The sequence below is a fragment of the Martelella alba genome (assembly GCF_006516955.1).
Classification (GTDB): Bacteria; Pseudomonadota; Alphaproteobacteria; order Rhizobiales; family Rhizobiaceae; genus Martelella; species Martelella alba.
This window is the reverse complement of the sequence record NZ_VHLG01000004.1, coordinates 327,081-353,133: the sequence shown is the minus strand read 5'-3', so window position 1 is coordinate 353,133 and position 26,053 is coordinate 327,081. Positions and strand designations below refer to the sequence as shown.

Below are 26,053 nucleotides of genomic sequence, written 5' to 3'. Positions count from 1 at the left end.
ATGCCCGCAGCAAGCAATATTTTCAAGCAGGGGCTCCGTGAGAGCAAAACCCAGATCGGGCTGTGGCTGGGTCTCGGCGATGCTTCGGTCGCAGAACTGGCCGCCAGAACCGGCTATGACTGGCTGCTGATCGATGGTGAACATGGCCCCAACGGGCTGCGCGATATCCTGTCTCAGCTGCGCGCGATCGCCTCTGCCGGGGCCCCGGTGCATCCCGTGGTACGGGTGCGCGACGATAACCGCGCCGAAATCAAGCAGATGCTCGATCTTGGCGCCCAGACCCTGCTGGTGCCGATGATCGAAAGCGCCGATCAGGCGCGCGAGGCGGTCCGCTCGGTGCTTTATCCGCCGAAAGGCGTGCGTGGTGTTGGCGCGGCGCTGGCCCGCGCCTCCGGCTACAATACCGTTTCTGATTATCTCGGCACCGCCAATGACGAGGTCTGCCTGCTGCTTCAGGTGGAATCCATGGCCGGCATTGCCGCGCTTGATGACATTCTGACGGTTGAGGGTGTTGACGGCGTTTTCATCGGCCCCGCCGATCTGGCCGCCGATATGGAATATCTCGGCCAGCCTGGCGCAGAGGCGGTGCAGGTCGTCGTCAATGATGCGCTGAAGCGCATTCAGGCAGCTGGCCGGGCCTCGGGAATCCTGACATCGGATATGACACTGGCCGCCGGCTATGCTGAAGCAGGCGTGGATTTTCTTGCCGTCGGTTCCGATGTCGGTGTGCTGCTCAAGGGGTTGAGGGCCCTTCGGGCGGCATTTTGACCTGTCGACCGACCCCGGCGGGGTGGGCGACGATGTAACTGCTCAACGGCCGTGCTTTCGGTTTTTGAGCCTGGCTTCGAAAGGGAGGAAAGATGAAGCTTACCAAACGCACATTTCTGAAGGGCGCAGCCCTGTCGCTTGCAGTGCCTGCAATCTCCAGGGCTCCGGCCTATGCCGCGACCACGACCTTCGTGCTATCAAGCTGGCTGCCGCCGCGTCACCCGCTGGTGATCGGTGCCATCAAGCCCTGGGCCGACAAGGTTGAGGCGGTCACGGATGGTCGGGTCAGGATCCGGGTTCTGTCCAAGCCGCTGGGCGCCCCGCCGGCCCATTTTGACATGGCGCATGATGGCGTGGCCGATATCACCTATGGTCTGCACTCCTTCACCAGTGATGACCGTTTCATGCGTTCGCGCGTCGGCCAGTTTTCCTTCCTCGGCGATGATGCCGTCACAACGTCAACGAATTTCTGGAACGTCTATACCGAAGATCTTGATGCGGCTTCCGAGCATGAAGGCACCAAGATCCTCGGCCTGTTCACCCATGGGCCGGGCGTGCTTTTGTCCAAGGATCGCAAATTCGCCGCTGCATCGGATTTTCAGGGCTTCAAGGTCCGCACGCCGGGCGGCTATTCCGGGGATCTGATGTCCGGGCTGGGCGCGACGACGCTGTTCATGTCCTCCGGTGAAGTCTATGAGAAACTCTCGCGCGGCGTCATCGATGGCGTCTGCATGGCGATGGATTCGGTGCAGGCTCTGAAGCTTGAGAAATATATCACCGACGTCATGACCGTACCGGGCGGGCTTTACAATACGTCATGGTTCCTGGTGATGAATCAGGGCAAGTGGGACGGGCTGAGCGCTGAAGACCAGCAGGCCATCATGTCGGTTTCCGGCCCGGCCTTCTCCGAGCTTGCGGGCAATGCCTGGAACGAGGCGGACAAGGTCGGCATCAAAACCTGTCAGGATGCCGGGATCGCGATCTATCAGGTGGATGACAATGTGCTCGGTGATATCGTTTCGACCGGCGCACCGCTTGAAAAGGCCTGGATTGATGCTGTCGCTGCGGAAGGCTTTGACGCGACGGCGGCGCTTGCGAAAATGCAGACCATGAAGCCAGCACCATGAGTGCGCAAAAGCCCCTCGCGAAGCCCCTGATCGGGCTTCGCTTCCTTGTCTTGCGGGTGCTTCCTGCCGTTTGTGGCGGGCTGCTTCTCGCCATGGTGGTTGTAACCGTGGTTGATGTCGTGGGGCGCTATCTATTCAATGCGCCGCTGCCGGGCGCGTTTGAGCTGACGCAGGTTCTGCTGGCCGATCTGGTGCTGGCCGGTCTGCCGATCACGACATTGCGCGGCGGCCATGTGGAGGTCGACATTCTCGCCAGCAGCTGGTCGGAAAGATCCGCCCGCATCTTCGGTGCCTTTGGCGCCGGTGTCAGCGCGCTGGTGCTGTTTGCGCTTGGCTGCACCGTTGCCGCTCATGGCTATTCGCTGTTTGAGGATGGTGCGGTGACCAATGACCTCAACTTTCCGGTCTGGCCCGCAGCAGCGCTCGGCGCGCTCACATTTGTTGTCAGCGGCCTGATCGTTCTCCTGCCACATGATCTTATCGGGAGGACAGACTGAAATGGTTCAGCCTCTTATCGCAATGGTGATCCTTCTGGGACTTGCCATGTTCCGTGTGCCGATCGCCTTTGCCATGGTCCTTGTCGGAACGGTTGGTTTTGCATCGCTGCGTGGCGTCGGCCCGGCAGCGACCATGTTAGGGTCCACGGCGTTCGACACGATTTTCTCCTATTCGCTGTCCGTCATTCCGCTGTTCATCTTCATGGGCAATCTTCTGGCGCATTCCGGCGTTGCCGGCGGGCTTTTCGCCGCCACGCAGCGCCTTGTGCGCCGTCTGCCCGGTGGCCTGGCCATGGCTGCGGTCCTGAGCTGTGGCGGATTTTCGGCGGTCTCGGGGTCGTCTTTGGCAACGGCTGCGACCATGTCGCAGGTGGCCATGCCTTCCTTGAGGAAGTTCGGCTATGCCGACAGTCTTGCGGCCGGCTCGATTGCCGCTGGCGGTACGCTCGGCATTCTCATTCCGCCCTCTGTCATTCTGATCATCTATGGCATCCTGACAGAAAGCGACATCGGCAAATTGTTCCTGGCGGGCATTATTCCCGGTATTCTCGGCCTGTCTCTTTATGTGCTGGCGGTCGCGGTTGCGGTGAAGGTCAATCCCAAGCTGGCGCCGAAAGATTTTGAAGTCGAGCATCATCTTGGCCAGGAGCTTTATGGTGTCATTCTTGCCGCCGGTCTGTTCGTCTTCATCATGGTTGGCATTTATGGCGGTTTCTTCACCCCGATCGAAGCGGCAGGCATGGGGGCGGGGGCGGCGCTGATCATGGTTCTTGCAACCGGGCATGCCAGCCTGAAGGATGTTGGCCGTTCGCTGACGGAAACCGCCGTTTCAACCGCGATGATCTTTGCCATCATCATTGGTGCCGAGGTTTTCTCAAACTACATCAATCTGGCGGGTCTGCCCGATGCGCTGGCCGATCTGGTCTACGCGCTGAACATCAATGCCTGGGTCGTGCTCGGCATCATCATCGTCATCTATCTGATTCTCGGCTGTGTTCTGGAAAGCCTGTCGATGATCCTTTTGACCGTGCCGATCTTCTATCCGCTGATGTATCAGCTCGATTTCGGCCTCGGCATCCTCTCGGACCCCGAAGCCGTGCTGATCTGGTTTGGCATCATCGTTGTCGTGGTTACCGAGGTCAGCCTGATCACACCACCGGTGGGCATGAATGTCTTCGTGCTCAATGCGATGCTGCCGGATGTTTCGCTGAAGACGATTTTCCGCGGGATCTTGCCATTCTGGATCGCCGACATTTTTCGTCTGGCCCTGTTGATCGCAATTCCGGCGATTTCGCTTGCCCTGACCTGACGGTGGCATCGGGCGGGGTCTGGCGCCAACGTTTTTGAGACTGACAAAGTGGAGGAAATGCAAGATGGGTAAAATCGTACTGGCTGCCAAGGTCAGCCATGTTCCAACGATGGTGATGTCGGAACAGGAGGGCGCGCTGAAGGGCCTGCGTCAGCCGGCCATTGATGGCCATGCCGAAATCGGTCGCCGTGCAAGGGAGGCCGGCGCTGATACATTCGTCGTGCTGGATACGCACTGGCTGGTCAATGCCGGCTATCACATCAACGCCAATCATCATTTCAAGGGGCTGTTCACCTCGCATGAATTTCCGCAATTCATCAAGGACCTGCCCTATGAATATGAGGGCAATGCCGCACTTGGCGATCTGATTGCCGAAACGGCGCGGGCAATGGATGTCTATACGCTCAGCCATCAGGTCGACAGTCTCGATCTGGAATATGGAACGCTGGTGCCGATGCGCTATATGAACCAGGATGCGGCACTGAAGGTCGTTTCGGTGGCGGCCATGTGCACCGTTCACAGTCTGGAAAAATCCCGGCGTCTCGGCGAGGCGATTGCGAAAGCGATTGAAGCCTCAGACAGCAATGTTGCGCTGATTGCTTCCGGGTCGCTGTCACACAGGATCTGGCCGAACGATATCTATGCGGAGAATAACGGCACCTTCACCATCTCCTCGAAATTCAACGAGGTGGTTGACCGCCGCGTGCTGGAGATGTGGCAGAATGGCGAAACCGAGCTTTTCCTGCAGATGCTGCCGGACTATGCCCGCTATTGCGATGGCGAGGGCGATATGCATGACACGGTCATGCTGTTCGGTGCGCTGGGCTGGGATCAATACAAGGGCAAAGGCGAGGTCGTGACCGACTATTTCCCGTCTTCGGGCACCGGCCAGACCAATGTGATCTTCTCGCTGGATTGAGGCCATCGCCACACTTGGCAGACAGCCGGCGTATCAAGCCATTGACCCTGTCCGGCGGGCGGGGTCAGAGGGCCTGTTCGACCTCTTCAAGGCCGTTTTCAACCGCCTCCAGCAGCAGTTTGGCCAGTTCCGACATATCTTCCCAGGCCGATGTGTAAAGCCACATCGTCGTGCTGAAGGGCTGGGCGATCGGGCGGAAGACGATGTTCTGTCCTTCCCAGCCGATCGAGGCGATGGAGGGAACCAGTGAAATGCCGAGCCCTTCGCTGACCAGCATGCAGGCGGTATCGGCCATTTGCACATCAATCATTCGGCGGACCTTGACGCCGAAACGTGCCAGGGCATCATCGGTTACCCGGCGGGACTGGTCGTCCTGACCGAGACAGATCAGCTGCTCGTTCTCGATCTCGGTCAGATCGATGATATCGTTTTCGGCCAGCCTGTGGCCTGCGGGCAGGGCACAGCACATCCAGTTCTCCCGGAAAGGCCGGCAGATGATGCCGGTATCCTGGGTTGGTCGCAGCGAAATGCCGAAATCGGCGGCGCGCGCCAGCATCGAATTGGAAATATCGGTGGAATTGCGCGTCAGGATCGTCAGCCGGACCTCCGGCCGATCCGCGAGAAAGCGCGCCGCATAACGCGGCAACAGCCTGAGCGACAAAGCGGGATAGGCAACCACCGAAATATCGCCACGCTCTGATGTTCGGATCGCGTTGGCCGTGTTTTCGATCCGCTCAACACCGGTCATGAAGCCTTCTGTCTCGGAGAAAAGGCGGCGCGCTTCCTGTGTTGGCAAAAGCCGTCCCTGCGATCGCACAAACAGCTTGAAACCGCAGGATTGCTCGAAGGCCTGGATCAGCTTGGTCACCGCGGGTTGCGAGATGAACAGCGCTTCGGCCGCCTTGGTGATGGAGCCACCTTTCATCACGGCATTGAAAGCTTCGATCTGTCGGATGTTAGCGCGGGCCATATAGAGTAATATAACCAATGGTTATGGCTAGGCAAACTAAAATCATTTGCCGAATATCAATAGTCCATGGAAACTCTCTTTGCTTCATACAAAACCGATAAGGGGAACAAAGATGAAGAAGAGCGGAATTTTGCTGGCAGCGGCTGCATCGCTGCTGGCCACGAGTGCCTTTGCAGAAACGAAAACGCTGACAGTTGGCGGCTATGGCGGTTCGTTTGAAACGCTGATGAAAGAGCTGATCATCCCGGAATTCGAAAAGACCCATGACGTCAAGATTGCCTTCGTCGCCGGCAATTCGACGGAGAACCTGGCCCGCCTGCAGGCGCAGAAAGGTGCTCAGGAACTCGACGTCGTGATCCTTGATGACGGCCCGATGTATCAGGCGGATGCGCTTGGCTTCTGCGCGCCGATGACCAAGTCGGCTGCCAAGGACGATGTCTACGACATCGCCAAGTTCAGCCCGGATGCGATCGGCATCGGCTTTGTCGCCACCGGCTTCACCTACAACAAGGACTGGTTCGCCAAGGAAGGCTGGGATCTGCCGACCAGCTGGGAAGATCTTAAGGATCCGAAATATGATCAGATCCTCTCGGTTCCGCCGATCAGCAACACCTATGGCCTGCATGCTCTGGTGATGCTGGCGCGCGATGCCGGCGGCGGTGAAAACGATATCGATCCGGGCTTCAAGGCCATGGCCGATGAGGTTGCGCCGAATGTTCTGGTGTTCGAACCGTCTTCGGGCAAGATGTCGGAACTGTTCCAGTCGGGCGAAATTGCCCTTTCGGTCTGGGGTTCGGGCCGTACCAAGTCGCTGGCCGATACCGGCTTCCCGGCCGGATTCATCTATCCCAAGGAAGGCGCCGTTGCGCTGATGCTGGCTGCTTGTCCGGTGGTTGACAGTGACGTTTCGGAAGAGGCGCAGGCCTTTATCGATTACCTTCTGGATCCGGAAGTCCAGGTGAAACTGGCTGACGCCATGGGCGCCGGTCCGGTCAACAAGAAGGCAGAACTGCCGCCGGCACTGGCTGAAACGCTGCCCTATGGCGACAAGATCAACTCGCTGATCACGGTTGACTGGGATGTCATCAACCCCAACCGTCAGGACTGGACGACGCGCTGGAACCGCGAAGTCGAACGCTGATCGCATGAGGATTGCCCTGTCGCCAACAATATGGTGCGGCAGGGCATCTCTCCCCTTGCACAGATCGGATCGGGCGCGCCATGCTTCATGGCGATGCCGGTTACGGCCTTCCCGTTGATGCTTCCCCCTCGCTATACCGGCGGGAAGGCCGAAACGGCGATGCGATCGTTTTTCCTGAGATTGAGAGTTTCGGCGAGATGGCTTTTCTTGAACTCAACGCGCTGACCAAGCGCTATGGTCCGACAACCGCTGTCGACCGTATTTCCTTCAATGTCGAACGCGGCAGTTTCGTTTCCCTGCTCGGGCCCTCCGGCTGCGGCAAGACGACGACCCTGCAGATGATCGCCGGTTTCGAAGAGGTCAGCTCCGGGCATATCACGCTGAACGGCCGTGATCTTGCCGCCATTCCCGCGCGCCATCGCGGTCTTGGCATCGTGTTCCAGACCTACGCCCTGTTCATGCATATGACGGCGGCGGAAAATGTTTCCTTCGGGCTTGAGATGCGCAAGGTTGCCAAGGATGAGCGCAAGAGACGCGTCGACCGGGCGCTGGATCTGGTCCATCTCAGCCATCTGGCAGACCGCTATCCGCGTGCCATGTCCGGCGGCCAGCGTCAGCGTGTGGCGCTTGCCCGCGCGCTGGTGATTGAGCCGGAACTGCTGCTGCTCGATGAGCCGCTTTCCAATCTTGATGCCAAACTGCGTGAAGAAATGCAGATCGAGCTGCGCCGTATCCAGCGCGAGGCTGGTGTTACGACGCTGATGGTCACCCATGATCAGGCCGAGGCGCTGGCACTTTCGGACCGCGTCGTGGTCATGGAAAAGGGGCGCATCGAACAGGAAGCAGCTCCCTTCGAGATCTATGACACGCCGCGGACTGCCTTCGTTTCGTCCTTCATCGGCAAGAGTAATCTGCTCTCCGCTACGCTTGTCTCGACCAGTGATGCGGGCTCGGTGCTGGACTGTCGCGGGACGCGTCTTGATGGCCTTCCCGTCAAGCTCCGCCCCGGTCCAGCGCTGATTTCGCTGAGGCCGGAACGTATTCAGTTCAGCGCTGAAAATCCGCTTTTTACCGGTACCGTGCGGGAGCGCGTTTTCCTCGGCAATCAATGGCTCCTGACCATCGAAACGCCGATTGGTGACTTGCTGGTGGTCCGGCGCAATATGGGCATGAACGAGGCCGGTATCGGCGATACGGTCGGCCTTTCCTTCACGCCGAAAGATATGCGGGTGCTGCCGGTTCAGGAGGCCGAGGCATGAGCACGCTCTCCAAGCAAGGCCACTGGTTTTTGTCGGCGCCGGCGCTGATCCTGTTTGCAGTTTTCCTGCTGGCGCCGCTGGTGATGACATTTATTCTGGCTTTCCACCAGTTCGATTTCTATGGCGGCATCGATGACAGCTACAGCCTGAAAAACTATGCCGATGTGCTGGGCGACAGCTATTTCTACGAGATTTTCGGTCGCACCTTCGCCATTGCGCTGGCAACAACGTTCTTTTGCATCGTCATTGGCGTGCCTGCATCCTATTTCCTGAACCGCATGCGCCCGGCGGCCCGTTCGGTGATGATCCTTGTTGTGCTTGGCCCGCTTTTGATCTCGGTGGTGGTGCGCACGCTTGGCTGGGCGATCATTCTCGGCAACAAGGGCGTGATCAATAATTTCCTGATGAATATCGGCCTGATCGAACGGCCCATCAAGATGATGTACACCTCCGGCGGCATCGTGCTGGCACTGGTGCATGTGATGATCCCTTTCATGGTTCTGGCCGTCTGGGCCGCGCTTCAGCGTCAGGATCCGTCAACCGAAGCTGCTGCCGAAAGCCTCGGCGCTTCTCCGCTCACCATCTTCTGGCGCATTGTTCTGCCGCAGGCGGTGCCCGGTGTCCTCTCCGGTTCGCTGATCGTCTTCTCGCTCTCGGCTTCGGCCTTTGCCACGCCCGCCATTCTCGGCGGACGCCGGGTCAAGGTGGTGGCAACAGCGGTGCATGATGAGTTCATGAACACGCTGAACTGGCCGCTGGGTGCTGCCATTGCCATGCTGCTGATGGTCGCCATTCTGGTGGTCATGGTCGCCTGGAACCGGCTGGTGGAAAACCGTTTCGGGAGGGCCTACGCATGAGACGCAATGGCGCTTTCGCAACGCTTTTCAATCTTCTCTTCGCCGCCTTCATGTTGGCGCCAATCATCGTCGTCATCGGCGTCGCCTTCACGCCCACCGGCTATCTTGAATTTCCGCCGAGCGGCATTTCGTTCCGCTGGTTCCGGGCGATCCTCGATAATCCAGAATTCATCGAGGCGGCTGTCAACAGTCTGGAACTGGGCGTTCTGGCGGCCTGTCTTGCAACAATCGTTGCTGTGCCGGCGGCACTGGCGCTTGATCGCGGACGCTTTTCCGGGCGTGAGGCATTGCTGGCCTTTTTGATGTCGCCGCTGATGGTGCCGACGGTCGTGCTCGGTATTGCCTTCCTGCGTTTTCTGACGCTTATCGGTCTGAATGGCACTTTCACCGGCCTGGTTATCTGCCACGCCGTGGTGATCACACCCTATGTGCTGCGGCTGGTGCTTGCGTCGCTGACCGGCCTCGACCGCACGGTCGAAAAGGCGGCCATCTCGCTCGGTGCCTCGCACTGGACCGTTTTCTATCGCATCACCCTGCCATCGATCCTGCCCGGTATTGTCGGCGGCTGGGTGCTGGCTTTCATTACAAGTTTCGACGAGGTGACGGTGACCATCTTCATCGTCAACCCGTCGACCACCACCCTGCCTGTCCGCCTGTTCTCGCATATCGCCCAGACCACCGATCCGCTGGTGGCATCGGTTTCGGCTGTTGCCGTACTGTTCACCGTCGGCGTGATGGTGCTGGTCGACCGGCTTTATGGACTGGACAAGCTTCTGATCGGAGAAGGGAAACATGTCTGAAAATGTGAGTGCCGCCGACACGCTGGTCGTCGGTGGTGGACTGGTGGGCGCAGCCCTTGCCTACGGGCTTGCGCGTGCTGGCGAGCGCGTGACCGTGCTGGACGAGGGCGATATCGCGCTGCGTGCCAGCCGGGGCAATTTCGGGCTTGTCTGGGTCCAGTCCAAGGGCGAGAAAATGCCCGAATATGCGCGCTGGACACGTCGTTCGGCGGATCTGTGGCCGCAGTTTTCCGAGGAACTGACAGAGGCGAGCGGTATTGCGCCTGACTATCACAAGCCCGGTGGCCTGCAGTTTCTCTTCTCTGAAGAAGAGGTCGAGACCCGCAAGGCGCATATTGCCCGGATGCATAATGTCAATGGCGCTGCCGGTTACGGTGCCGAGATCATCGATCGCACCGAGCTTTTGAAACTCGTGCCGGGCCTTGGGCCGGCCGTTGTCGGGGCCAGCTACTGTCCGCATGACGGTCATGCGAGCCCTCTCAGGCTGTTGCGCGGTCTGCATGCCGATATGGCGGCCCATGGCGTGCGCTATGTCTCGGACTCAAAGGTCGAGGCGGTCGAACGGGATGGCACTGGTTTCAAGGTCACGACGGCCAAAGGGACCTTCAGAGGCGCCAAGGTGGTGCTGGCCGCCGGCCATGGCAATAAATGGCTCGGTCCCTCGGTCGGCCTCAACGTGCCGCTGGTGCCGGAAAAGGGCCAGATCCTGGTGACCGAACGGCTCAAGCCGCTTCTGCCGATGCCGACCCATATTCTCCGCCAGACGGAGGAGGGGACGGTGATGCTGGGCGACAGTCATGAAAACACCGGCTATTCCACCGAAAGCGGCGTGCCGGAACTGACCCGGATCGCCCGTGATGCGGTCAAGACGCTGCCGGTTCTGGCCAAGGCGCGGATCATCCGCAGCTGGGCGGCGGTACGCGTGCTCAGCCCCGATGGCTTCCCGATCTATCAGCAGTCAGAGAGCCATCCCGGTGCATTCTCGATCAATTGCCATTCCGGTGTCACGCTTGCCGGTGTCCACGCGAAAGTGCTGGCGCCGATGCTGGCAAAGGGCGCGCTCGACCCGGACATGGACGTTTTTTCTGCAAGGAGGTTCGGTCATGGCACCGACGAAAACGCGGCGCATTGATAGTGCCGATACGCTCACCTTCACCTTCGAGGGCGAGACGATCACCGCTCAGGCCGGTGACAGCGTCGCAGCCGCACTGACGGCCGCTGGCATTACCGATTTCCGTGCATCGGTCGTCTCGGGCAGTCCGCGCGGCGTCTATTGCATGATGGGCGCGTGCTTCGACTGTCTCGTCGATGTCGACGGTCAGCCGAACCGTCAGGCCTGCATGACCGAGGTAACCGAAGGCCTCGTGGTAAAGCGTCAAAAGGGCAGTGCGGAGCTGGAACTATGAGTGTCAGGCAAGTTGATCTGCTGATTATCGGCGCGGGGCCTGCGGGCATGGCAGCAGCCGTTGAAGCCAGGAAAGCCGGACTTACCGTCACCGTCATGGACGAACAGCCGCGGCCCGGCGGCCAGATCTATCGCGGTATCGAAACCGCATCGCAAAAGCGGCTGCAGGTTCTCGGCAAGGATTACGGCGCGGGCCGTTCGCTGGTCGAGAGCTTCCGCCAGGCGGAGGTGGATTATCTGCCCGGCACGCTGGTGTGGAATATCGGTTCCGACAAGACGGTTGATTACAGCCGGGAAGGGGCGGCAGCCCGGCTTGTCGCCAAATCCATTCTGGTGGCCACGGGTGCGCTGGAACGTCCGGTTCCTGTCCCCGGCTGGACGCTGCCCGGTGTGACGACGGCAGGCGCTTTGCAGATCCTGATGAAATCGGCCGGTGTGGTGCGGGAAGACTGTGTGCTCGCCGGTGCCGGACCGCTGCTCTGGCTCGTTGCCGTGCAGATGCTGAATGCTGGCGCACCGCCCAAGGCGATCATCGAGAACCTGCCGAAGGGCCGGGTGATGTCGGCCATGTCATTGGTGCCGAAAGCGCTCAGAGCACGCGAATATCTGATCAAGGGTGCGCTGATGGTAGCGCGGCTGAAGGCGGCCGGTGTGCCGATCCATTCAGGCGCTTCCGATCTTGCTATCGAAGGCGAGGAGAAAGCAGAAGCGATCACCTTCAAGAAGGGCGGCAAGACACATCGCATCGAGGCGACAGCGATTGCGCTGCATCAGGGGGTGGTGCCAAACCAGCAGGTGACGCGGCTTGTGCGCGCAGAGCACAAATGGGACGCATCGCAGCACTGTTTCCGCCCGGTTCTCAATGATGCCGGAGAGACCAGCGTCAAGGGCGTCTATGTCGCCGGTGACGGGGCGTCGATCAACGGCGCCAAATCGGCAGCGCTTGCCGGAAAGCTGTCCGCGCTTCACATTGCCAAGGCGCATGGGATCGCCGTCTCGCCTGAACGTATGGCGCGGCTTGAAGCCGGTATCGCACGGGATATTTCGGTCCGGCCGATGCTGGAGAAGATCTATGCGCCGGCGCCGGAGATCCTGGCACCGGCCGATGCGACAATCGTCTGCCGCTGCGAGGAAGTCACGGCCGGTGATATTCGCAAAATGGCTGATCTGGGCGCACCGGGGCCAAACCAGGTGAAATCCATGCTGCGCGCCGGAATGGGGCCGTGCCAGGGCCGCGTCTGCGGTCTGGCGGTGGCTGGGATCATTGCCGATCGCAAGGGCGAAACGCCTGATGAAACGGGCTATTACCGCATTCGTCCGCCGCTCAAGCCGATCCCGCTTTCAGAGCTTGCAGCCTATCATCCCGACGAACCGGAAGAGACCGCTCAGAGCGGCGTGGCAGCCGAATGAGCACCGATCCGCGCCTGCCGGATACTGCCCGGACTGCCGATCTCGTCATCATCGGCGGCGGCATTCACGGGTCTTCGGCAGCGCTTTTCTCGGCCATGCGCGGGCTCAAGGTGGTGGTGATCGAAAAGGACACGGTTGCCCGCCATGCCTCCGGCGTCAATGCCGGCGGCGTGCGCCGTCTGGGTCGGCATTATGCCGAGGTGCCGATCTCGGATCGCTCGATGCAGATCTGGTACGGTATTGCCGATCTGCTTGATGATGATTGCGGCTTTCAGGTTGCGCCGCAGATCAAGGTCGCCGAAACGGAGGCCGAGCTTGCAACACTTGCAGCCCGTGCCGCTGATCTGCGCAGCATGGGGTTTGAGCACGAGGTGATCCTCGATCGCGATGCCTTGCGGTCTCATCTTCCAGCCGTTGCCGATCATGCGGTTGGCGGTCTGGCGAGCCTGAAGGATGGCTTCGCCCAGCCGTTTCAGACGACCTTTGCCTTTCAGCGCAAGGCGCAGGAAAAGGGCGCGCGGTTTTTTGAAAACACCCGCGCGCTGTCCGTGACGAAGGGCGACGGGGTGTGGAAGATCCGCACCACAGGCGGGGAATTTTTAGCTGAGAAGCTGATGATCGCCGGTGGCGCCTGGGCTGGCGAACTCTCCGCAATGCTTGGCGAGCCCGCTCCTGTGGAAGCGATCGCGCCGATGATGATCGTGACGGCCCGTCTGCCGCATTTCTGCGATGCTGTCGTCGGGGCGACTGGCAGGCCGCTCTCGTTCAAGCAGATGCCGAATGGAACCGTCGTCATCGGCGGCGGCCGGCGCGGCCGGGCGGACAGAAACAGCAACATGTCGGAAATCCTGTTCCGTAATCTGCAGCTGACCGCCGAGACCGCCATGTCGATCTTTCCGATCATGCGTGGCGCAACGATTGTCAGAAGCTGGTCCGGCGTTGAAGGGCGCATGCCTGACGACATTCCGGTGATCGGCCCTTCGGCGATCCATGACAATCTGTTCTATGCCTTCGGCTTTTCCGCCCACGGCTTCCAGATGGGCCCCGGTGTCGGGGAACTGATGGCCGAGCTGATCGCCACCGGCAAGACCAATGCGCCGATTGCGCCGTTTTCAATTTCCCGTTTTGCGGAAGCCGCCCTATAGCGCTCCGCCGCACCCAAACACAATCTGAGTAGCCAAGAAGGAGAAGACCTTGCTCAATCGCTATGTCCAAACCCGTATCAATCACCGTGTCGTCGAGGCTGGCGGTATTCTGCATTTCGGCGGTCTGATTGCCGATGACCTGTCGCTTGACATGAAGGGACAGACGGAGCAGATCTGCGCCAAGATCGACAAGCTGCTGGCCGAAGTTGGCTCATCGAAGGAAAAGCTGGTCACGGCGATGCTCTACATCACCGATTTCGACCAGAAGGAAGGCATGAACGAAGCCTGGCTCAACTGGATTCCGGCTGAACACCTGCCGACCCGCGCTACGATCGGCGTGGCTGAACTGGGCAAGAACGTGCTGATCGAGGTTGTTGTTTCGGCCGTGCGCTGAGCAGCCCCTCCCACCGTCGTCATCCCCGTGCTTGTCACGGGGATCCAGATTCAAACGGCATTGAATAGACAAGTCCTTTCGCCGCGCGGACGCGCGTTGACTGGATGCCTGTGGACCAAGCACAGGCATGACCTCAGAAAAGGGGGCAAGGCTTGTCTGCAGCCTGAGCCCCGGTGCAGTGCGCCGGGGCTTTTGTCATCTTCGCATGAAAGCGGGATCAGGCAGCCTTCTTGCCGCCGAGCATGCCCCAGAATGCGATGGCGGCGATGATGATCGAGACGACGACATTCCAGCCGGCGAAGGAAAGGCCAAGCACGCGCAGCGCTGCCTCATCGCATTTCGGGCCGGTGATGCTGTTGAGGTCGCCAAGCAGGTTGGCGGCATTGCGGGTGACACCGGCGGTTGAGCCGGAGCAATCGGTGGGGCCAGCCCAGAAATGCCATTCGACGCCGGAGTGGTAGATGCCCATGCCCATGCCCCAGATCATCAGCGCTGCAATCACCAAAAGGCAGAGCCTTGCCAGAAGATCCCAGCCGAAACGGTAGGCCAGAAGGCCGATAATGCCGATCGGGATGCCGATATAATAGGGGTTTCGCTCCAGAAGGCACAGGTGGCAGGGGATGTAGCCGCCGAGATGTTCGAAACCGAGCGCCGAGCCGACGGAAACCGCCATGCCAAGTGTGGTCAGGGAAAGGCCGACAAGCCGGCGATGGGCGCTGATAACGGACGGGATCATGCTTTATCCTAGAAGACGAATTTGACCAGATAGAAGCCGCCGCCAAGCAATATGACGAAGGCAGTGAAGAGGATGCCGAGATATTTCTCGATGAAATCGCGGATCTGCGGGCCGAAATGGTGCAGCAGAAAAGCGACAAGAAAAAAGCGGAAGGCGCGGCCAATGACGCTGACCAGCAGAAATATCCCGAAATTGAGCCCGGTCGCACCGGAGAAGATTGTCAGCACCTTGTAGGGGAAGGGCGTGATGGCGGCAAAGAGCACGCCCCAGCCGCCCCAGGTATTGTACCATTCGGCGATCTTCTCGAAGGAGCCTTCCTTGCCGTAAAAGGCCAGGATCGGCTTGCCGATTGCATCGAACAGGAAGGCGCCGATGGCATAGCCCAGCATGGCGCCAAGGATCGAGGCGATGGTGCAGATCAGGGCGATCCTCAGCCATTTCGCCGGTTTTGCAATCACCATCGGGATCAAAAGCACATCCGGCGGGATCGGGAAGAACGAACTTTCCGCAAAGGAAACGGCGAACAGCGCGCGTTCGGCGTGCCGTGTTGAGGCAAGGGACATGGTCCAGTCGTAAAGGCGGCGCAGCATGGATATCCTGAAACATTGGCGGTTGAACGAATAAAATATGCGTAACCAATGATAAATCCCGAGCGTGTACACAATCAATCACTACTGCGTGACGGCGGTAATTTATATGTTCAAGATCAAATTCCGGTTGACCTCCACCGCAGGCTTCGTATATTCGCGCCGCAAACCACGCTTGAGGGGCCCCTTTGGCGGAATTGGTAGACGCGCCTGACTCAAAATCAGGTTCCGAGAGGAGTGCTGGTTCGATCCCGGCAAGGGGCACCAAATTACCCTGACACAATCAGATGATTCGTTTGTGAACAAGCGCGTTTGGGGACATCAGTGGTGGGCTATTCCAAGCTCTGAAAAGAGGTTTGAGAAGCGAAGGCGGTCAACAAAAAGTTGACTAACGACGCGCTAATATCTATATTCTCTATGTGATGTGGCGGAAGGGTGTTCCCCACGTTAAAAAAAGAAGTGCCCAGTTTGAATGATGTGGTCGTAGTTCGGCGCCACGTAAAATGAAGAAGCGAACAGTAAGAATGATGAAAAAGGCCCTGAAAGGGGCTTTTTTCATATCTGCTCGAAGGAGCTGGTGTGGAGATCAGGAAACTCACGAACGTTTTCTATGACGAAAACACGCATCTCGCAGAAGTCCTCGACAAATCAGATGGAGAATGGACGCCACAGAAAACGCGCGGCTATGGTGTTGTTCTGATTGAATTTCGGGAGTTGCGGTTCGGAATACCTCTTCGTTCTCATATCAAACACAAACATTGTTTCTTAACTGTTGAGACAAAAGGTCTTGACTACAGCAAAGCAGTTTTGTTGATCAAAGATGCTTATATTTCGGAGCGGTCTTTCAAAATCCCTAATTCAGAGAATACTCTGATTCGCCAGAAGTCGCACTTCATTCGCGTGCAATTTGAGAAGTATGTGCAGGGCTATGTAGCTGCTATCCGTGCCGACAACCACAGCGTGATAGCTCGGCGCTACATGTTTTCAACGTTGGTGAACTATCACGCGGAACTTGGCCTTTGATCGCGATTTTCTCTGCTTTGAGCGGCCAGGTCTGAGATATGGCCGCGAAGCCATGTCGGTCATTGCGGTAGTGTTGCTGCCTGGAAGCCGCGCTCTGACAGTGGGCGGTCCGGGGCTTCGATGGTGATGAAGCTGGCAAGATCCGGGCCGAAGGTCGGCAGCGCCATCGGGCAGCGCACGCCGGGAATGACGCGGACATCGAAGAGTTCCTTGATGCCGCCTTCCAGCCGCAGCCATTCGACGATGTCGCCATTATTGGTGTTGATGACCTGCAGTCCGCACCATGGCTCACCCTTGCGCTTTTCCAGCTCGTCCTGAAGATTGAGGCCGGAAAATACGCCTTCGCGGCGGGCCAGTGAAAGGCCGACGACGGCATGGCCGTTATAGAAGGACAGGCCGCGCAGAAAGCCGGGGCAAAACGCGATGCGGTCCTTCTGCCGGCTCTGCAGGTCAAGCCGCGTCAGATAGCCATTGCCGGAATCGAGAAACCAGAGCGCGCCGTCATGCAGGCGCGGCGAATGCGGCATGGAAAGCCCTTCTGCAATGATCTCGTCGGTCTCGATATCGACAATCACACCGCCATCACGGCGCTGGCTGCGCCAGCCATCGACGATGTCGGAGGTGGAGACTGACGTGACATAGCGCGGCACGCCGTTGTCCATGGCAAGCCCGTTGAGATGGCAGCGGTCTTCCGGTGCGAGCTTTGAAATGAAGGGCGGACGCCAGACCGGCTTGAACGAGTGCACGACGCTGTCGGTGGCCAGGCAGGAATATTTCGTGTTCACGAACAGCAGGCGGCCGGCATTGTCAACGCCCAGTTCATGAACATCGAGATCGGAGACCGTCTGACCGCGGCGGGGAACATAAAGCTTGTCGAAAGTCTGGTTGGCGCGCTCATTCGGCGCCAGAACATTTTCAAAGCGCCAGATTTGGGCAAGGCCCGCCAGCAGCATGCGCTGGGAATCGGCAATCAGGCCCATGGCTCGAACGAAGTTGCGCTGGTGCAGCGACAGTGAGCCGTTCGGCAGCGTGCCAACGAGGAAGAGCTGTCCGGTCTGATAGGAGGTGAAGGCCAGAGAGCAATTGTTCATCGCCAGCCATTGCGGAAAACCGCGTGAACAGGTGACATTGGTCTGGAGCGTTTCGGCGGCAACCGGAGCGGAGCCGGGCGCATCTGCCGGCTGAACCTGCCCATGTTCGGCGCTTGCAGTCTCCTCGGCCGGGCCGCTGGTTTCTAAAAGGGGCGGCTGCTGGCCTTCACTCATGTCGCATTCTCTCTTGGTCTGTCAGCCTGGTGCCATCCGCATTCCGGCGCAGCGGCTGTTCTCATGTCATGTTTCAGACAGATATTGCACCCACGGCGGATCTGCGCAATTGCCGAGTGACATTGAAACGGGCAGAACAGGTGCAGAATGACGGGGATCGGCCAAATCGTCAGAAAAAGTCCGGGGATTTGCACCTCTGACGTGTCAGTTAGGGGCTTAAGGGCACAAGCGGTGAAAGTCGTGCACGGCGGCGCTTTGGGATTGCGCTTGCGATAACAGGCTGAAATTGTGCCGTTATCGAGCCAATGGAGGGACGGGAACATGATGACAATACCATTCTTTGCCTGTGCGATCTCACTTGCTTTCGCCTGGCGTGGCCATCGCGCGCCTGCGGTCTGGGTCGCCGTTGCGGCAACGCTTGCGCTGGTGGTTCTGCTCAAGCTGCATTCCACTGATCCACTGGCAATCGAACTTTAGGGGGCGGATATGTCGGAGCGGATAGCCTATCATCTGAATGTTCTCGGACTTCTGGCGATTTCGGCCGTTTTGCTGTTCGCCTTTGCCGATCAGTTCTATGGCGGCGAATTGCCCTGTCCCTTATGTATTCTTCAGCGGGCGGGCTTTGTCATTGTCGGTACGGGCCTGGCGCTGAACGTGCTGTTCGGTTCGGCAGCCCGCCATTATGGCGTGATGATCATCGGTGCAGTCGTCGGAGGCGCAGTGGCGTTGAGACAGGTAGCTCTGCATGTCATTCCGGGCACCGGCGCCTACGGCGCTCCGTTTTTCGGCCTGCATTTCTATAGCTGGGCCTTTATTCTTTTCGTGCTGGTCTGCCTCGGTTCAGGGCTGATGCTGCTCTTGACGCGTCCGGCTGGCAAAGGTGCCATTGGCGGTCTTTCCGGGCTTGGCATTGCCGTTTTAGGGCTCTTTGCGCTTATGGCTGTCGGCAATGGCATTTCCACGCTTGCCGAATGCGGCTTCGGTCTCTGCCCGGACAATCCGACCGGCTATATCGGGCTTGATGCATTGCTGAAATGATCGTGACGGGCGGTCCGGTTCAGACGGCTTCCTCACCAGAGCGTCTGCGCCGCCGCCAGCGCCGCTTGGTGATCATCTCGGCAGCCGGCACGGTGATCTCGATCTCAAGCCCCTTCTCCTGATAGTGGCGCTCGATCATGCCGTTCAGCTCGCCAATGATATTGGCGTCAATCAGCCGCGTGCCGAAGCCTTTCTTGGTGGGGGGAGTGATGGGTTCAGTGCCGCCTTCTCGCCAGGAGAGCCGCAGCTTGCGCTTCTTGCCGGAATCCTCATAGGCCCATGTCACGCTCAGGCTGGCACCGGCTTCGGAAACGCCGCCATATTTCAGTGCGTTGGTGGCAAGTTCGTGGAAGGTCAGGCTGAAGGCCTGCGTTGCCTTCTCGTCCAGTTCGACACTCGGTCCGGCAATGTCATAATCTTTGTCTGTTTCGCCAAAAACCTGGGCAAGCTCCTTGCTCAGAAGTTCCTTCAGATCTGCGCGTTGCCAGTGGGAACGGGTCAGGACATCCTGCGCCGTTGACATGGCCTGGAGGCGGGCCGTGTAACTGTCCATGAACCCCTTCAGATCATCGGAATGGCGTGCTGTCTGGCGGGCCATGGCCAGAACGCGGGCAATGGAATTCTTGATCCTGTGCTTCATTTCCTGAAGCATCAGATCGCGTTCCTGAAGGCTCTTTTCGGTCAGTTCATGCATGGCGCGGGCTGCCGAAAGCGCCTTGATCTGCGATTGGGCCGACAGCGCCAGTGCCACTGCCAAAAGCAGCGAAACGGCAGCGACGACAAAGGGCGTCACATCAAACTGGTCGGCGCGGAAACCCGGATCAGCCTGGATATCGAGGGTCCATTTGCGCCCGCCAATGTCGATGTCGCGCGTAGCTGAAAGGCGCGAGGCGGCACCTGGACCATCGAAGTCATCGGACTGGAACATGGCAATATCCGTTTCCACGTCAATGGCCTTGATCTGTAAGGGTAGAACCGGCTCTTCGATACTGATGGCATGGTAAAGGTCGCCGGCACGGAAAGGGGCATAGACAAAGCCTGAAAGCGGCAGCGAATTGTCGTCATCTTCCACCTTGAACGGCACATAGATCAGAAAGCCGGTCTGCTTGATCGATGTGATTTCCTGAACCAGCTGGACCGGGCCGCTTGCCATCGGTGTGTCCGTGGCAAAGGCTTTAGACATGGCGGCCCGGCGGACCGGATCGCTGTACATGTCGTAGCCAAGCGCCACATCGTTGCGGACGTCATTCGGCTCCAGAAGCACGATCGGCGTGCGGTAGTCCTGATCGGTCGCCTCTGGCCAGACCTTCCGTTCCTTGCCGTAATTGCGCTTGATTTCCGTTTCGATGACGGCCTCGTTGCCGGTATGGATCAAACGGGCAAATCCGATGCCCTGAATGCCGTCATAGCGCCCCTCGGTGTCGAGACCGCCGACATAGGTCTTGAAGGCCGTATGGTTGATGGCGCCAGCATTCGCCTCGAACAGCGCTTTGGTGCCTTCGAGAAGGGAAAGATGCTGCTTGTAGCGGCCGACGATCCGTGCGGCGGCCTCGTCGGCATAGGCCTCGAACTTGGCGACCCGCTTGACCTCGGAAGCCCGGTAAAGCGACAGCGACATGCCAAGGCCGATCGCCGCGACGACGAGAAAGACCAGGGCTGGGAGGAATCGGTTCACTTTAAAACTCCAGGGGGCGGACGGCTGATGACGCGCAGGGCATCTGTGAAGCGACGGGATCGCAGGCGATAAGCTGAAATGACACGCTCTAGTTATGTTAAGTATATATTGATAAACCTAAGGTTTCACAGCTGTTTCACGGTCCGGCATCGTTTGCGACGGCGTAACGATATATGTTTTGATGACAGGTTAAGTTGCGCAATACAATCGCTTTTTGGAAAAGGTGTTCCTTCTTTGTACGGTCAGGTGAATTTAATCACCAGCTTTCACCTGTGTCGCGCGGTTGTTCTGACCGGGAACTCTCGGAGAACTCGATCGTTTACTCTGTGACAGACAGAAACAAGGAAGGAGAAGATCATGAACAGGAACCGGCTTGAGGGTAACTGGAAGCAGTTCAAGGGCGAGATCCGGGCCCAATGGGGCAAGCTGAGCTCAGATGACATTGATATTGTGGCTGGGGAACGCGAAAAGCTGATCGGCAAGATCCAGGAGCGTTACGGTAAGGCCGAGGAGGACGCGACCCGCGAGGTCGATGAATGGATGTCGCGTCACTGATGAGCCATGCTACCGGCTGGGGAAGGCCACGATTTGGAAAAAGGCAGCTGCGCTGGGCGTGGCTGCCTTTTCTCTGCGCAGAAGCAAGTGCAATTGCCCGCTGCCTAAGCATTTGCAAATATATGAGTTTTGCACATAGCTGCCATGCGGACCAAATGTTCGCGATCGCTTGCATTTTGCCAGATTGGGCATAAATCATAATGACACAAGTCAAGGCGGCCACATATTTCTGGCGCCGCTTGAAAGATCCCGGATCAGACCCGCAGTCTGCGTTTTACGTGGCAAAGAGCCTGGAAATGGGGTCCCCGTTTTCGAAAGGATCAAGACCATGGCATGGCAGGATGTTGAACATAACTGGACGGAACGCAAGATGAGAGTTCGCGCCAAGTGGACGCGGCTTTCCAATGAAGATCTTGACTTCATTGCCGGCAGCCGCGACAAGCTGATCTCCAAGATCCAGCAGCATTATGTCCGTGGCCGCGACGAGGCCGAGACCGAGCTGAATTCCTGGCTGGCCAACCGTCATCACTAATGACATGTCTGCGGCCCGCCATTCTGGCGGATCTGCGGCGGATGCATATTGCGGCGGTACTGACCGCCGATAAACAAACGGGCCGTATCCCCTGTGGGAACGGCCCGTTTCTTTTGTTTTCTTCCGGCTATCGTCGCGCGAAATTGACGATGACGGCCACGGCGAAGAATAGCAGAAACAGAAAGAACAGGATCTGTGCGATACCCGCTGACGCGCCTGCAATGCCACCGAAGCCGAGGGCTGCCGCCACAAGCGCGATGATGAAGAAGACGAGCGCATAATGAAGCATCGTATACCTCCTTGTTTGTCTGGCTTGTTGTGCCTGGAGGGATAACGGCGGCTGGCGAAAATGGTTCCGCTGCGGGGCAGAATCAAAAAGGGGGCACGTTGGCCCCCGTTTCTGATGATCGCATCTTCCGGAGATCGCGTGTCCGGTCAGGCCTCTGCGCTGCTGTGTTCTTCAAAGAACAGTGCCTGGCTGATCAGTGCCTTGACCATGTCGGGATTGAAGGGCTTGGTCACCAGAAAGGTCGGTTCCGGGCGTTCGCCGGTCAGCAGCCTTTCAGGGAAGGCGGTGATGAAGATGACCGGCAGGGAATGGCTGGCGAGAATCTCGTTGACGGCGTCAATGCCGGAGCTTCCGTCGGCCAGCTGAATATCGGCCAGCACCATTTTCGGCTGCGTCTGCGCGAAGAGTTCGACCGCTTCTTTATGTGTGCGGGCAATGCCGGTGACGCGGTGTCCAAGGCTTTCGACCATTTCCTCGATATCCATGGCGATCAGCGGTTCATCCTCGATGATCATGATATCGGTGGCAACCTGCCGGGAGATTTCCGTAGAGGCCTCATCCAGAAGGGCGCCGAAATCGTCCGGTGATACCGAAAGGATTTCCGCGGTCTCATTGGCCGAAAATCCCTCGAGCGATACCAGGAGGAAGGCCTGGCGCGGTTTGGCCGGAAGCGCGAGCAAATTGGCCGCCGCCCGTTTCTCCCAGGAAAAGGGCGAGTCGATCTCGCCGATTTCAATTGTCGTGGAACCAAATAAAGTGGTGAAAAGTTTATACAGTGCGACCTTGTCGTCGCCCTTGTCGGGAAAAAGAGAAACATCCGCGATCAGGGCTTCAAGGACAGCTGCCACATAGGCGTCTCCGGAGGTCTGGGAGCCGGTGACCGCGCGAGCGTACCGCCTCAGATACGGCAGATGCGCAGCGATACGAGTAGAAAGCGACATGTTTGATTGTCTCCTGCCTTATTATCGTCGTGTGGTATGAATTGCAGTTAGAAACAGTCCTTCAAACGTTAAAAATGCGTGAGTGCGAAATTTGTTCCACGCGCCGGAACTTTTTCTGAGACGCCACGTTTGAACGACAGGACAATAAATTCGACCATAGCGAGGCGATAAAGTGAAAAAGACGATTGGCCTGCAGAAAGGCATGATGATGCCCGGCGCCTCGGACGATCCGAACGAGGCCATCAGCCGGCGACTGAAAGCGCTCTATTCATCGATAGAGCAGGAGGACATTCCCGATCGCTTTCTTGATCTTCTTGAAAAGCTCGATGCCGCCGAAGAGGCAGCGCGCAGTGCAAAAGAGGGTTGAGGCAATATGACGACGAATGATCCGAGTTTCAAAAAGGACCTGTTGAAGACCTTGCCCAGCCTGCGTGCATTCGCGGTGTCGCTGTGCGGGCATCAGGACCGCGCCGACGATCTCGTCCAGGATACGATCATGAAGGCCTGGGCCAAGCAGGAAAGCTTCACCGTCGGGACCAACCTCAAGGCCTGGCTGTTCACCATTCTGCGCAATGAGTTCTATAGCCAGATGCGAAAGAGCGGCCGTGAGATTCAGGACCCCGACAATGTCTTCACTGACCGGCTGTCGATCCATCCGGCGCAGCATGGGGTAATGGATCTCAAGGATTTCAGAAAGGCGCTAGACAGCCTGCCGAATGATCAGCGCGAAGCAATCATTCTGGTTGGAGCCTCCGGTTTTTCCTATGAGGAAGCATCGGAAATCTGCGGCTGCGCCATCGGCACGATCAAGAGCCGCATTGCCCGGGCGCGCTCCAAGCTTCAGGACATGCTGTCGATTGAGGGCGAAGGCGATTATGGGCCGGATGCCTATTCGGCCGCCGCCATGACCGGCGCCGCGACGACGCGGAGCGCCTGACGCCAATTCCCGACAGTTCCTGTCCCTCTGCCACGCCGCTCCGGCGTGGCTTTTTGTTTGACTCCGGGAAGATGGGAAAGCCGGCCATCGCAGGATGGCCGGCTCGGTCTTTATGCGCCATAGATGAAGACGGCCTGGGTCAGTCGCTGATGATCGCGCGCAGCATCCAGAGCGCCTTTTCGTGAAAAGTCAGGCGCTGGGTCAGCATGTCTTCGCTGACCAGATCGCCGGCCTCTCCGGCCTTTTCGCCTGCCATGCGCATCTGGCGGACAGCGGCTTCATGTTCATCAATCAGATCACGGACCATGGCATCTGCCGAAAGGCTGCTTATGGTCTTGCCATCCGGCGCGAAACTGCTGCTTGCGCTGACGGTTTCAGGTGCGAGAAAGCCGATGGCACGAATGCGCTCGGCGATGATGTCGGTTGCCGCAAACAGGTCATTATAGTGTTCTTCCGTTAGCTCATGCAGCGAGCGGAACAGTGGACCGACAACATTCCAGTGGTAGATATGGCTCTTGATCGTCAGCCGGTAGGTGGCGGCAAGGATCTTCGACAGGTGATCGGCCATCTCGGCGCGATAATGCTCCGAAAGACCGGTATTCATCGTGCTTTCATGCGATTTTGGTTTCAGAACGGCAGCAATATTAGCCATATTCATGTCTCCTTTCGCTTTTGTGCCCGCAAGACTGTCGCCGGGCGCTTGTCAAAACAACGAATGAGGTCGTGGACTTGTTCCTTGTGGCCGAGGTCTGCATTGTGGCAAAAAAAAGTTTCAGGCCGGGAACCAAAGCGCATGCGTTGCGTTTCACGCCCGAGGCTTGCGTTCATCGACTGCCGGAAATGCGCTTGAGCGGCTGACGCGGAATTTTCCCGTGGTGCCGAAACAGAAGAAGACCAGGACAGTGAAACATTTACCGCAGGAACTCGTGGAGGTGATCAAGGATGAGACGCGTCTGAAGATCCTGTCGCAATATATATTGCGTTCAGAGGATGGAGATGCGGACTTTGATACCGTTACGGGGCAGGCCGCCAGGCTCTTTTCTGCGCCATTCGCCTTTCTCATGGTCATCGATTTTGATCGCAACTGGGTTCAGTCCGCTTTCGGCATGGCAATGTCCGAGGTTGAAACCGGGAAGGGGCTCAGTGCTTATCCGATTGCCGGTGGGGTGGAACCGGCACTTGAAATCCACAATCCGCAGGATGATCCGCGCTTTGAACATTCAGTACCGGAATATCAGGGCCGGCCAGCCATGTTTTTCGTCGGTGCGCCGGTCTATGTTCAGGGCGTCAAGGCTGGCACACTTTGTGTTTTTGATACCGAGCCGCATGAAAAGTCGCCTGTCGAGGCGCTGGTTGCCCTCAGGCGGCTCGCGGATCTTTCCGGTTCGCTTTATGAATTGAAGGATGCGGCGCGCGGCAAGGCTTCGGCCGATCTTGCACTGTCACGGGCGGAAACGCGCCATTCGCTGGCGCTCAGAGCCGCCAATATCGCTGCCTGGAGCTGGGACGGAACCTCCGGGGCGATTGAATGCGACAATACCCTGCGCGCCATGCTGGACCTGCCGGTTGGCGAACCGGTGACATTCCGAAACGCGCTTGATGCCATTGCGCCGTCCATGCGGGGGGCGACAATGCGCGCCTTCAAGGGCGCGCTTGCGCGTGGCGAGGAATATCAGGGTGAGATCAGGGTCAGCTCTTCCGGCCGCTGGCTTCTGGCGCTCGGCCGGACCTATGACAACCCGGTCAGCGCGCGCGGCGGCATCCGTCCGGTTTTCGGCGTTGTGGTCGATATCACCGCCACCAAGGCCTCCGAGGAAAAGACGCGGCTTTTGCTGCGCGAACTCAACCATCGGGTCAAGAACACACTTGCCATCGTCCAGTCCATTGCCAGCCAGACGCTCAGGCGGTCGCGTTCATCCGCCGAGTTCACCATGTCCTTTTCGGCGCGGCTGCAGGCTCTGTCGCTGGCACATACCCTGCTTTCGGATGAGCAATGGGGGGCGATTGAGGTGGAGCGGTTGCTGCGCTCGCAGATTGCGCCCTATACGGACCGTTTTGATCGCCAGATCGCCATCAATGGCGACACGGTCTATCTCGATCCCGATGAGGCGCTGGCGCTTGGCCTCGTGATCCATGAGCTTGCCAGCAATGCGGCTAAATTCGGGGCGTTGACGGCCGAGCGTGGCATGGTGGACATTGCCGTCAAACGTGTCGTGGGAAAGCAGGGGCGCTATCTCGACCTGACCTGGCAGGAGGTCGGCGGACCACCGGTGACGGTGCCCGATCAGCAGGGCTTCGGCTCGGTTCTGATCAAACGCAGCCTCGACAAGGTCGTCGGCAGCCGGGTGGATGTTGTCTATGCGAAAAGCGGGTTGAAGGTGCATATCAACATGCCGCTCAGAATGCGCTGAATAGCGGTCGGTCCTGCGGCGAAGACAATCTTAAAAACAACATTGTTCCGCGTAAGCCATAAC

The 26,053-nt window shown here is 58.6% G+C and carries 30 protein-coding genes and 1 tRNA gene; 23 read left to right on the top strand and 8 right to left on the bottom strand.

Annotated elements, in window-relative coordinates; all coding sequences use genetic code 11:
• From FJU08_RS10380 to hpaD, 5 genes are all read left to right on the top strand, one after another.
• The gene (locus FJU08_RS10380; protein WP_141148923.1) at nucleotides 1-768 is read left to right on the top strand and encodes an aldolase/citrate lyase family protein; all 768 of its coding nucleotides are present in this window, start codon (nucleotides 1-3) and stop codon (nucleotides 766-768) included.
• 92 nt (nucleotides 769-860) lie between these two features.
• A complete protein-coding gene (locus FJU08_RS10375) occupies nucleotides 861-1,895 on the top strand; it encodes a TRAP transporter substrate-binding protein (RefSeq protein WP_141148922.1) in 1,035 nt (344 codons plus the stop codon).
• The gene (locus FJU08_RS10370) at nucleotides 1,892-2,392 is read left to right on the top strand and encodes a TRAP transporter small permease (protein ID WP_141148921.1); all 501 of its coding nucleotides are present in this window, start codon (nucleotides 1,892-1,894) and stop codon (nucleotides 2,390-2,392) included. Before FJU08_RS10375 ends, FJU08_RS10370 begins: the two co-directional genes overlap by 4 nt.
• A gap of 1 nt (nucleotide 2,393) precedes the next feature.
• Nucleotides 2,394-3,701 carry a TRAP transporter large permease gene (locus FJU08_RS10365; protein ID WP_141148920.1) on the top strand — a complete coding sequence of 436 codons (1,308 nt, stop codon included), beginning with the start codon at nucleotides 2,394-2,396 and terminating at the stop codon, nucleotides 3,699-3,701.
• Between the two features lie 64 nt (nucleotides 3,702-3,765).
• Nucleotides 3,766-4,620: a 3,4-dihydroxyphenylacetate 2,3-dioxygenase gene (gene hpaD, locus FJU08_RS10360; RefSeq protein WP_141148919.1), complete on the top strand. Its 855-nt coding sequence runs from the start codon at nucleotides 3,766-3,768 to the stop codon at nucleotides 4,618-4,620.
• Between the two features lie 64 nt (nucleotides 4,621-4,684).
• Here hpaD and FJU08_RS10355 read toward each other — a convergent pair whose 3' ends face one another.
• Nucleotides 4,685-5,590 carry a LysR substrate-binding domain-containing protein gene (locus tag FJU08_RS10355; RefSeq protein WP_141148918.1) on the bottom strand — a complete coding sequence of 302 codons (906 nt, stop codon included), beginning with the start codon at nucleotides 5,588-5,590 and terminating at the stop codon, nucleotides 4,685-4,687.
• Between the two features lie 112 nt (nucleotides 5,591-5,702).
• Between FJU08_RS10355 and FJU08_RS10350 the strand changes: the two genes are divergently transcribed.
• The 9 genes from FJU08_RS10350 (at nucleotide 5,703) to FJU08_RS10310 (ending at nucleotide 14,001) form a co-directional block, all read left to right on the top strand.
• The gene (locus tag FJU08_RS10350; RefSeq protein WP_141148917.1) at nucleotides 5,703-6,731 is read left to right on the top strand and encodes an ABC transporter substrate-binding protein; all 1,029 of its coding nucleotides are present in this window, start codon (nucleotides 5,703-5,705) and stop codon (nucleotides 6,729-6,731) included.
• Between the two features lie 197 nt (nucleotides 6,732-6,928).
• Nucleotides 6,929-7,990, top strand: coding sequence for an ABC transporter ATP-binding protein (locus tag FJU08_RS10345; RefSeq protein WP_141149036.1), 1,062 nt, complete (start codon nucleotides 6,929-6,931; stop codon nucleotides 7,988-7,990).
• Nucleotides 7,987-8,847 carry an ABC transporter permease gene (locus FJU08_RS10340; RefSeq protein ID WP_141148916.1) on the top strand — a complete coding sequence of 287 codons (861 nt, stop codon included), beginning with the start codon at nucleotides 7,987-7,989 and terminating at the stop codon, nucleotides 8,845-8,847. Before FJU08_RS10345 ends, FJU08_RS10340 begins: the two co-directional genes overlap by 4 nt.
• Nucleotides 8,844-9,647 carry an ABC transporter permease gene (locus tag FJU08_RS10335; RefSeq protein WP_141148915.1) on the top strand — a complete coding sequence of 268 codons (804 nt, stop codon included), beginning with the start codon at nucleotides 8,844-8,846 and terminating at the stop codon, nucleotides 9,645-9,647. The genes FJU08_RS10340 and FJU08_RS10335 overlap by 4 nt, the downstream gene beginning before the upstream one ends.
• Nucleotides 9,640-10,779, top strand: coding sequence for an NAD(P)/FAD-dependent oxidoreductase (locus FJU08_RS10330; protein WP_141148914.1), 1,140 nt, complete (start codon nucleotides 9,640-9,642; stop codon nucleotides 10,777-10,779). The genes FJU08_RS10335 and FJU08_RS10330 overlap by 8 nt, the downstream gene beginning before the upstream one ends.
• A complete protein-coding gene (locus FJU08_RS10325; RefSeq protein ID WP_141148913.1) occupies nucleotides 10,751-11,053 on the top strand; it encodes a (2Fe-2S)-binding protein in 303 nt (100 codons plus the stop codon). The genes FJU08_RS10330 and FJU08_RS10325 overlap by 29 nt, the downstream gene beginning before the upstream one ends.
• Nucleotides 11,050-12,462 carry an FAD/NAD(P)-dependent oxidoreductase gene (locus FJU08_RS10320; protein ID WP_141148912.1) on the top strand — a complete coding sequence of 471 codons (1,413 nt, stop codon included), beginning with the start codon at nucleotides 11,050-11,052 and terminating at the stop codon, nucleotides 12,460-12,462. The genes FJU08_RS10325 and FJU08_RS10320 overlap by 4 nt, the downstream gene beginning before the upstream one ends.
• The gene (locus FJU08_RS10315; protein ID WP_181409803.1) at nucleotides 12,459-13,607 is read left to right on the top strand and encodes an NAD(P)/FAD-dependent oxidoreductase; all 1,149 of its coding nucleotides are present in this window, start codon (nucleotides 12,459-12,461) and stop codon (nucleotides 13,605-13,607) included. Before FJU08_RS10320 ends, FJU08_RS10315 begins: the two co-directional genes overlap by 4 nt.
• Before the next feature lie 49 nt (nucleotides 13,608-13,656).
• Nucleotides 13,657-14,001 (top strand): RidA family protein, encoded by a 345-nt coding sequence (locus FJU08_RS10310; RefSeq protein WP_141148911.1) that lies wholly within the window; start codon nucleotides 13,657-13,659, stop codon nucleotides 13,999-14,001.
• A gap of 217 nt (nucleotides 14,002-14,218) precedes the next feature.
• Here the strand turns inward: FJU08_RS10310 and FJU08_RS10305 are convergent, their stop codons facing one another.
• Together FJU08_RS10305 and FJU08_RS10300 are read right to left on the bottom strand one after the other, a co-directional pair.
• Nucleotides 14,219-14,737, bottom strand: a complete 519-nt coding sequence (locus FJU08_RS10305; RefSeq protein WP_141148910.1) for a disulfide bond formation protein B — start codon at nucleotides 14,735-14,737, stop codon at nucleotides 14,219-14,221.
• 8 nt (nucleotides 14,738-14,745) lie between these two features.
• The gene (locus tag FJU08_RS10300; protein ID WP_141148909.1) at nucleotides 14,746-15,327 is read right to left on the bottom strand and encodes a YqaA family protein; all 582 of its coding nucleotides are present in this window, start codon (nucleotides 15,325-15,327) and stop codon (nucleotides 14,746-14,748) included.
• 179 nt (nucleotides 15,328-15,506) lie between these two features.
• On the opposite strand from FJU08_RS10300, the gene FJU08_RS10295 reads away from it, so the two are divergent.
• Both FJU08_RS10295 and tenpIN read left to right on the top strand, forming a co-directional pair.
• Nucleotides 15,507-15,591: transfer RNA gene (locus FJU08_RS10295), tRNA-Leu, on the top strand.
• Between the two features lie 312 nt (nucleotides 15,592-15,903).
• A complete protein-coding gene (gene tenpIN / locus FJU08_RS10290; RefSeq protein ID WP_141148908.1) occupies nucleotides 15,904-16,347 on the top strand; it encodes a type III toxin-antitoxin system TenpIN family toxin in 444 nt (147 codons plus the stop codon).
• A gap of 59 nt (nucleotides 16,348-16,406) precedes the next feature.
• Here the strand turns inward: tenpIN and FJU08_RS10285 are convergent, their stop codons facing one another.
• Nucleotides 16,407-17,612, bottom strand: a complete 1,206-nt coding sequence (locus FJU08_RS10285) for a TIGR03032 family protein (protein ID WP_141148907.1) — start codon at nucleotides 17,610-17,612, stop codon at nucleotides 16,407-16,409.
• 321 nt (nucleotides 17,613-17,933) lie between these two features.
• Between FJU08_RS10285 and FJU08_RS22745 the strand changes: the two genes are divergently transcribed.
• Nucleotides 17,934-18,089: a DUF5993 family protein gene (locus FJU08_RS22745; RefSeq protein ID WP_181409802.1), complete on the top strand. Its 156-nt coding sequence runs from the start codon at nucleotides 17,934-17,936 to the stop codon at nucleotides 18,087-18,089.
• Between the two features lie 9 nt (nucleotides 18,090-18,098).
• Entirely contained in the window at nucleotides 18,099-18,650 is a 552-nt protein-coding gene (locus FJU08_RS10280; RefSeq protein ID WP_141148906.1) for a disulfide bond formation protein B, read from the top strand.
• A gap of 19 nt (nucleotides 18,651-18,669) precedes the next feature.
• On the opposite strand, the gene FJU08_RS10275 is transcribed toward FJU08_RS10280, so the two are convergent.
• Nucleotides 18,670-20,325 carry a CHASE domain-containing protein gene (locus tag FJU08_RS10275; protein ID WP_141148905.1) on the bottom strand — a complete coding sequence of 552 codons (1,656 nt, stop codon included), beginning with the start codon at nucleotides 20,323-20,325 and terminating at the stop codon, nucleotides 18,670-18,672.
• Nucleotides 20,326-20,682: 357 nt separating this feature from the next.
• On the opposite strand from FJU08_RS10275, the gene FJU08_RS10270 reads away from it, so the two are divergent.
• A complete protein-coding gene (locus FJU08_RS10270; protein WP_141148904.1) occupies nucleotides 20,683-20,880 on the top strand; it encodes a CsbD family protein in 198 nt (65 codons plus the stop codon).
• 328 nt (nucleotides 20,881-21,208) lie between these two features.
• Nucleotides 21,209-21,412 (top strand): CsbD family protein, encoded by a 204-nt coding sequence (locus tag FJU08_RS10265; RefSeq protein ID WP_141148903.1) that lies wholly within the window; start codon nucleotides 21,209-21,211, stop codon nucleotides 21,410-21,412.
• A 127-nt stretch (nucleotides 21,413-21,539) separates the two neighbouring features.
• On the opposite strand, the gene FJU08_RS10260 is transcribed toward FJU08_RS10265, so the two are convergent.
• Nucleotides 21,540-21,701, bottom strand: a complete 162-nt coding sequence (locus FJU08_RS10260) for a DUF1328 domain-containing protein (protein ID WP_141148902.1) — start codon at nucleotides 21,699-21,701, stop codon at nucleotides 21,540-21,542.
• Nucleotides 21,702-21,847: 146 nt separating this feature from the next.
• Nucleotides 21,848-22,642: a response regulator gene (locus tag FJU08_RS10255; RefSeq protein ID WP_141148901.1), complete on the bottom strand. Its 795-nt coding sequence runs from the start codon at nucleotides 22,640-22,642 to the stop codon at nucleotides 21,848-21,850.
• Nucleotides 22,643-22,844: 202 nt separating this feature from the next.
• On the opposite strand from FJU08_RS10255, the gene FJU08_RS10250 reads away from it, so the two are divergent.
• Both FJU08_RS10250 and FJU08_RS10245 read left to right on the top strand, forming a co-directional pair.
• The gene (locus FJU08_RS10250; RefSeq protein ID WP_328592414.1) at nucleotides 22,845-23,009 is read left to right on the top strand and encodes a NepR family anti-sigma factor; all 165 of its coding nucleotides are present in this window, start codon (nucleotides 22,845-22,847) and stop codon (nucleotides 23,007-23,009) included.
• 6 nt (nucleotides 23,010-23,015) lie between these two features.
• The gene (locus tag FJU08_RS10245; RefSeq protein ID WP_141148899.1) at nucleotides 23,016-23,579 is read left to right on the top strand and encodes an RNA polymerase sigma factor; all 564 of its coding nucleotides are present in this window, start codon (nucleotides 23,016-23,018) and stop codon (nucleotides 23,577-23,579) included.
• 139 nt (nucleotides 23,580-23,718) lie between these two features.
• On the opposite strand, the gene FJU08_RS10240 is transcribed toward FJU08_RS10245, so the two are convergent.
• Entirely contained in the window at nucleotides 23,719-24,231 is a 513-nt protein-coding gene (locus tag FJU08_RS10240) for a Dps family protein (protein WP_141148898.1), read from the bottom strand.
• A 250-nt stretch (nucleotides 24,232-24,481) separates the two neighbouring features.
• Between FJU08_RS10240 and FJU08_RS10235 the strand changes: the two genes are divergently transcribed.
• The gene (locus FJU08_RS10235; protein WP_141148897.1) at nucleotides 24,482-25,990 is read left to right on the top strand and encodes a sensor histidine kinase; all 1,509 of its coding nucleotides are present in this window, start codon (nucleotides 24,482-24,484) and stop codon (nucleotides 25,988-25,990) included.
• The last annotated feature ends 63 nt before the right edge of the window (nucleotides 25,991-26,053 follow it).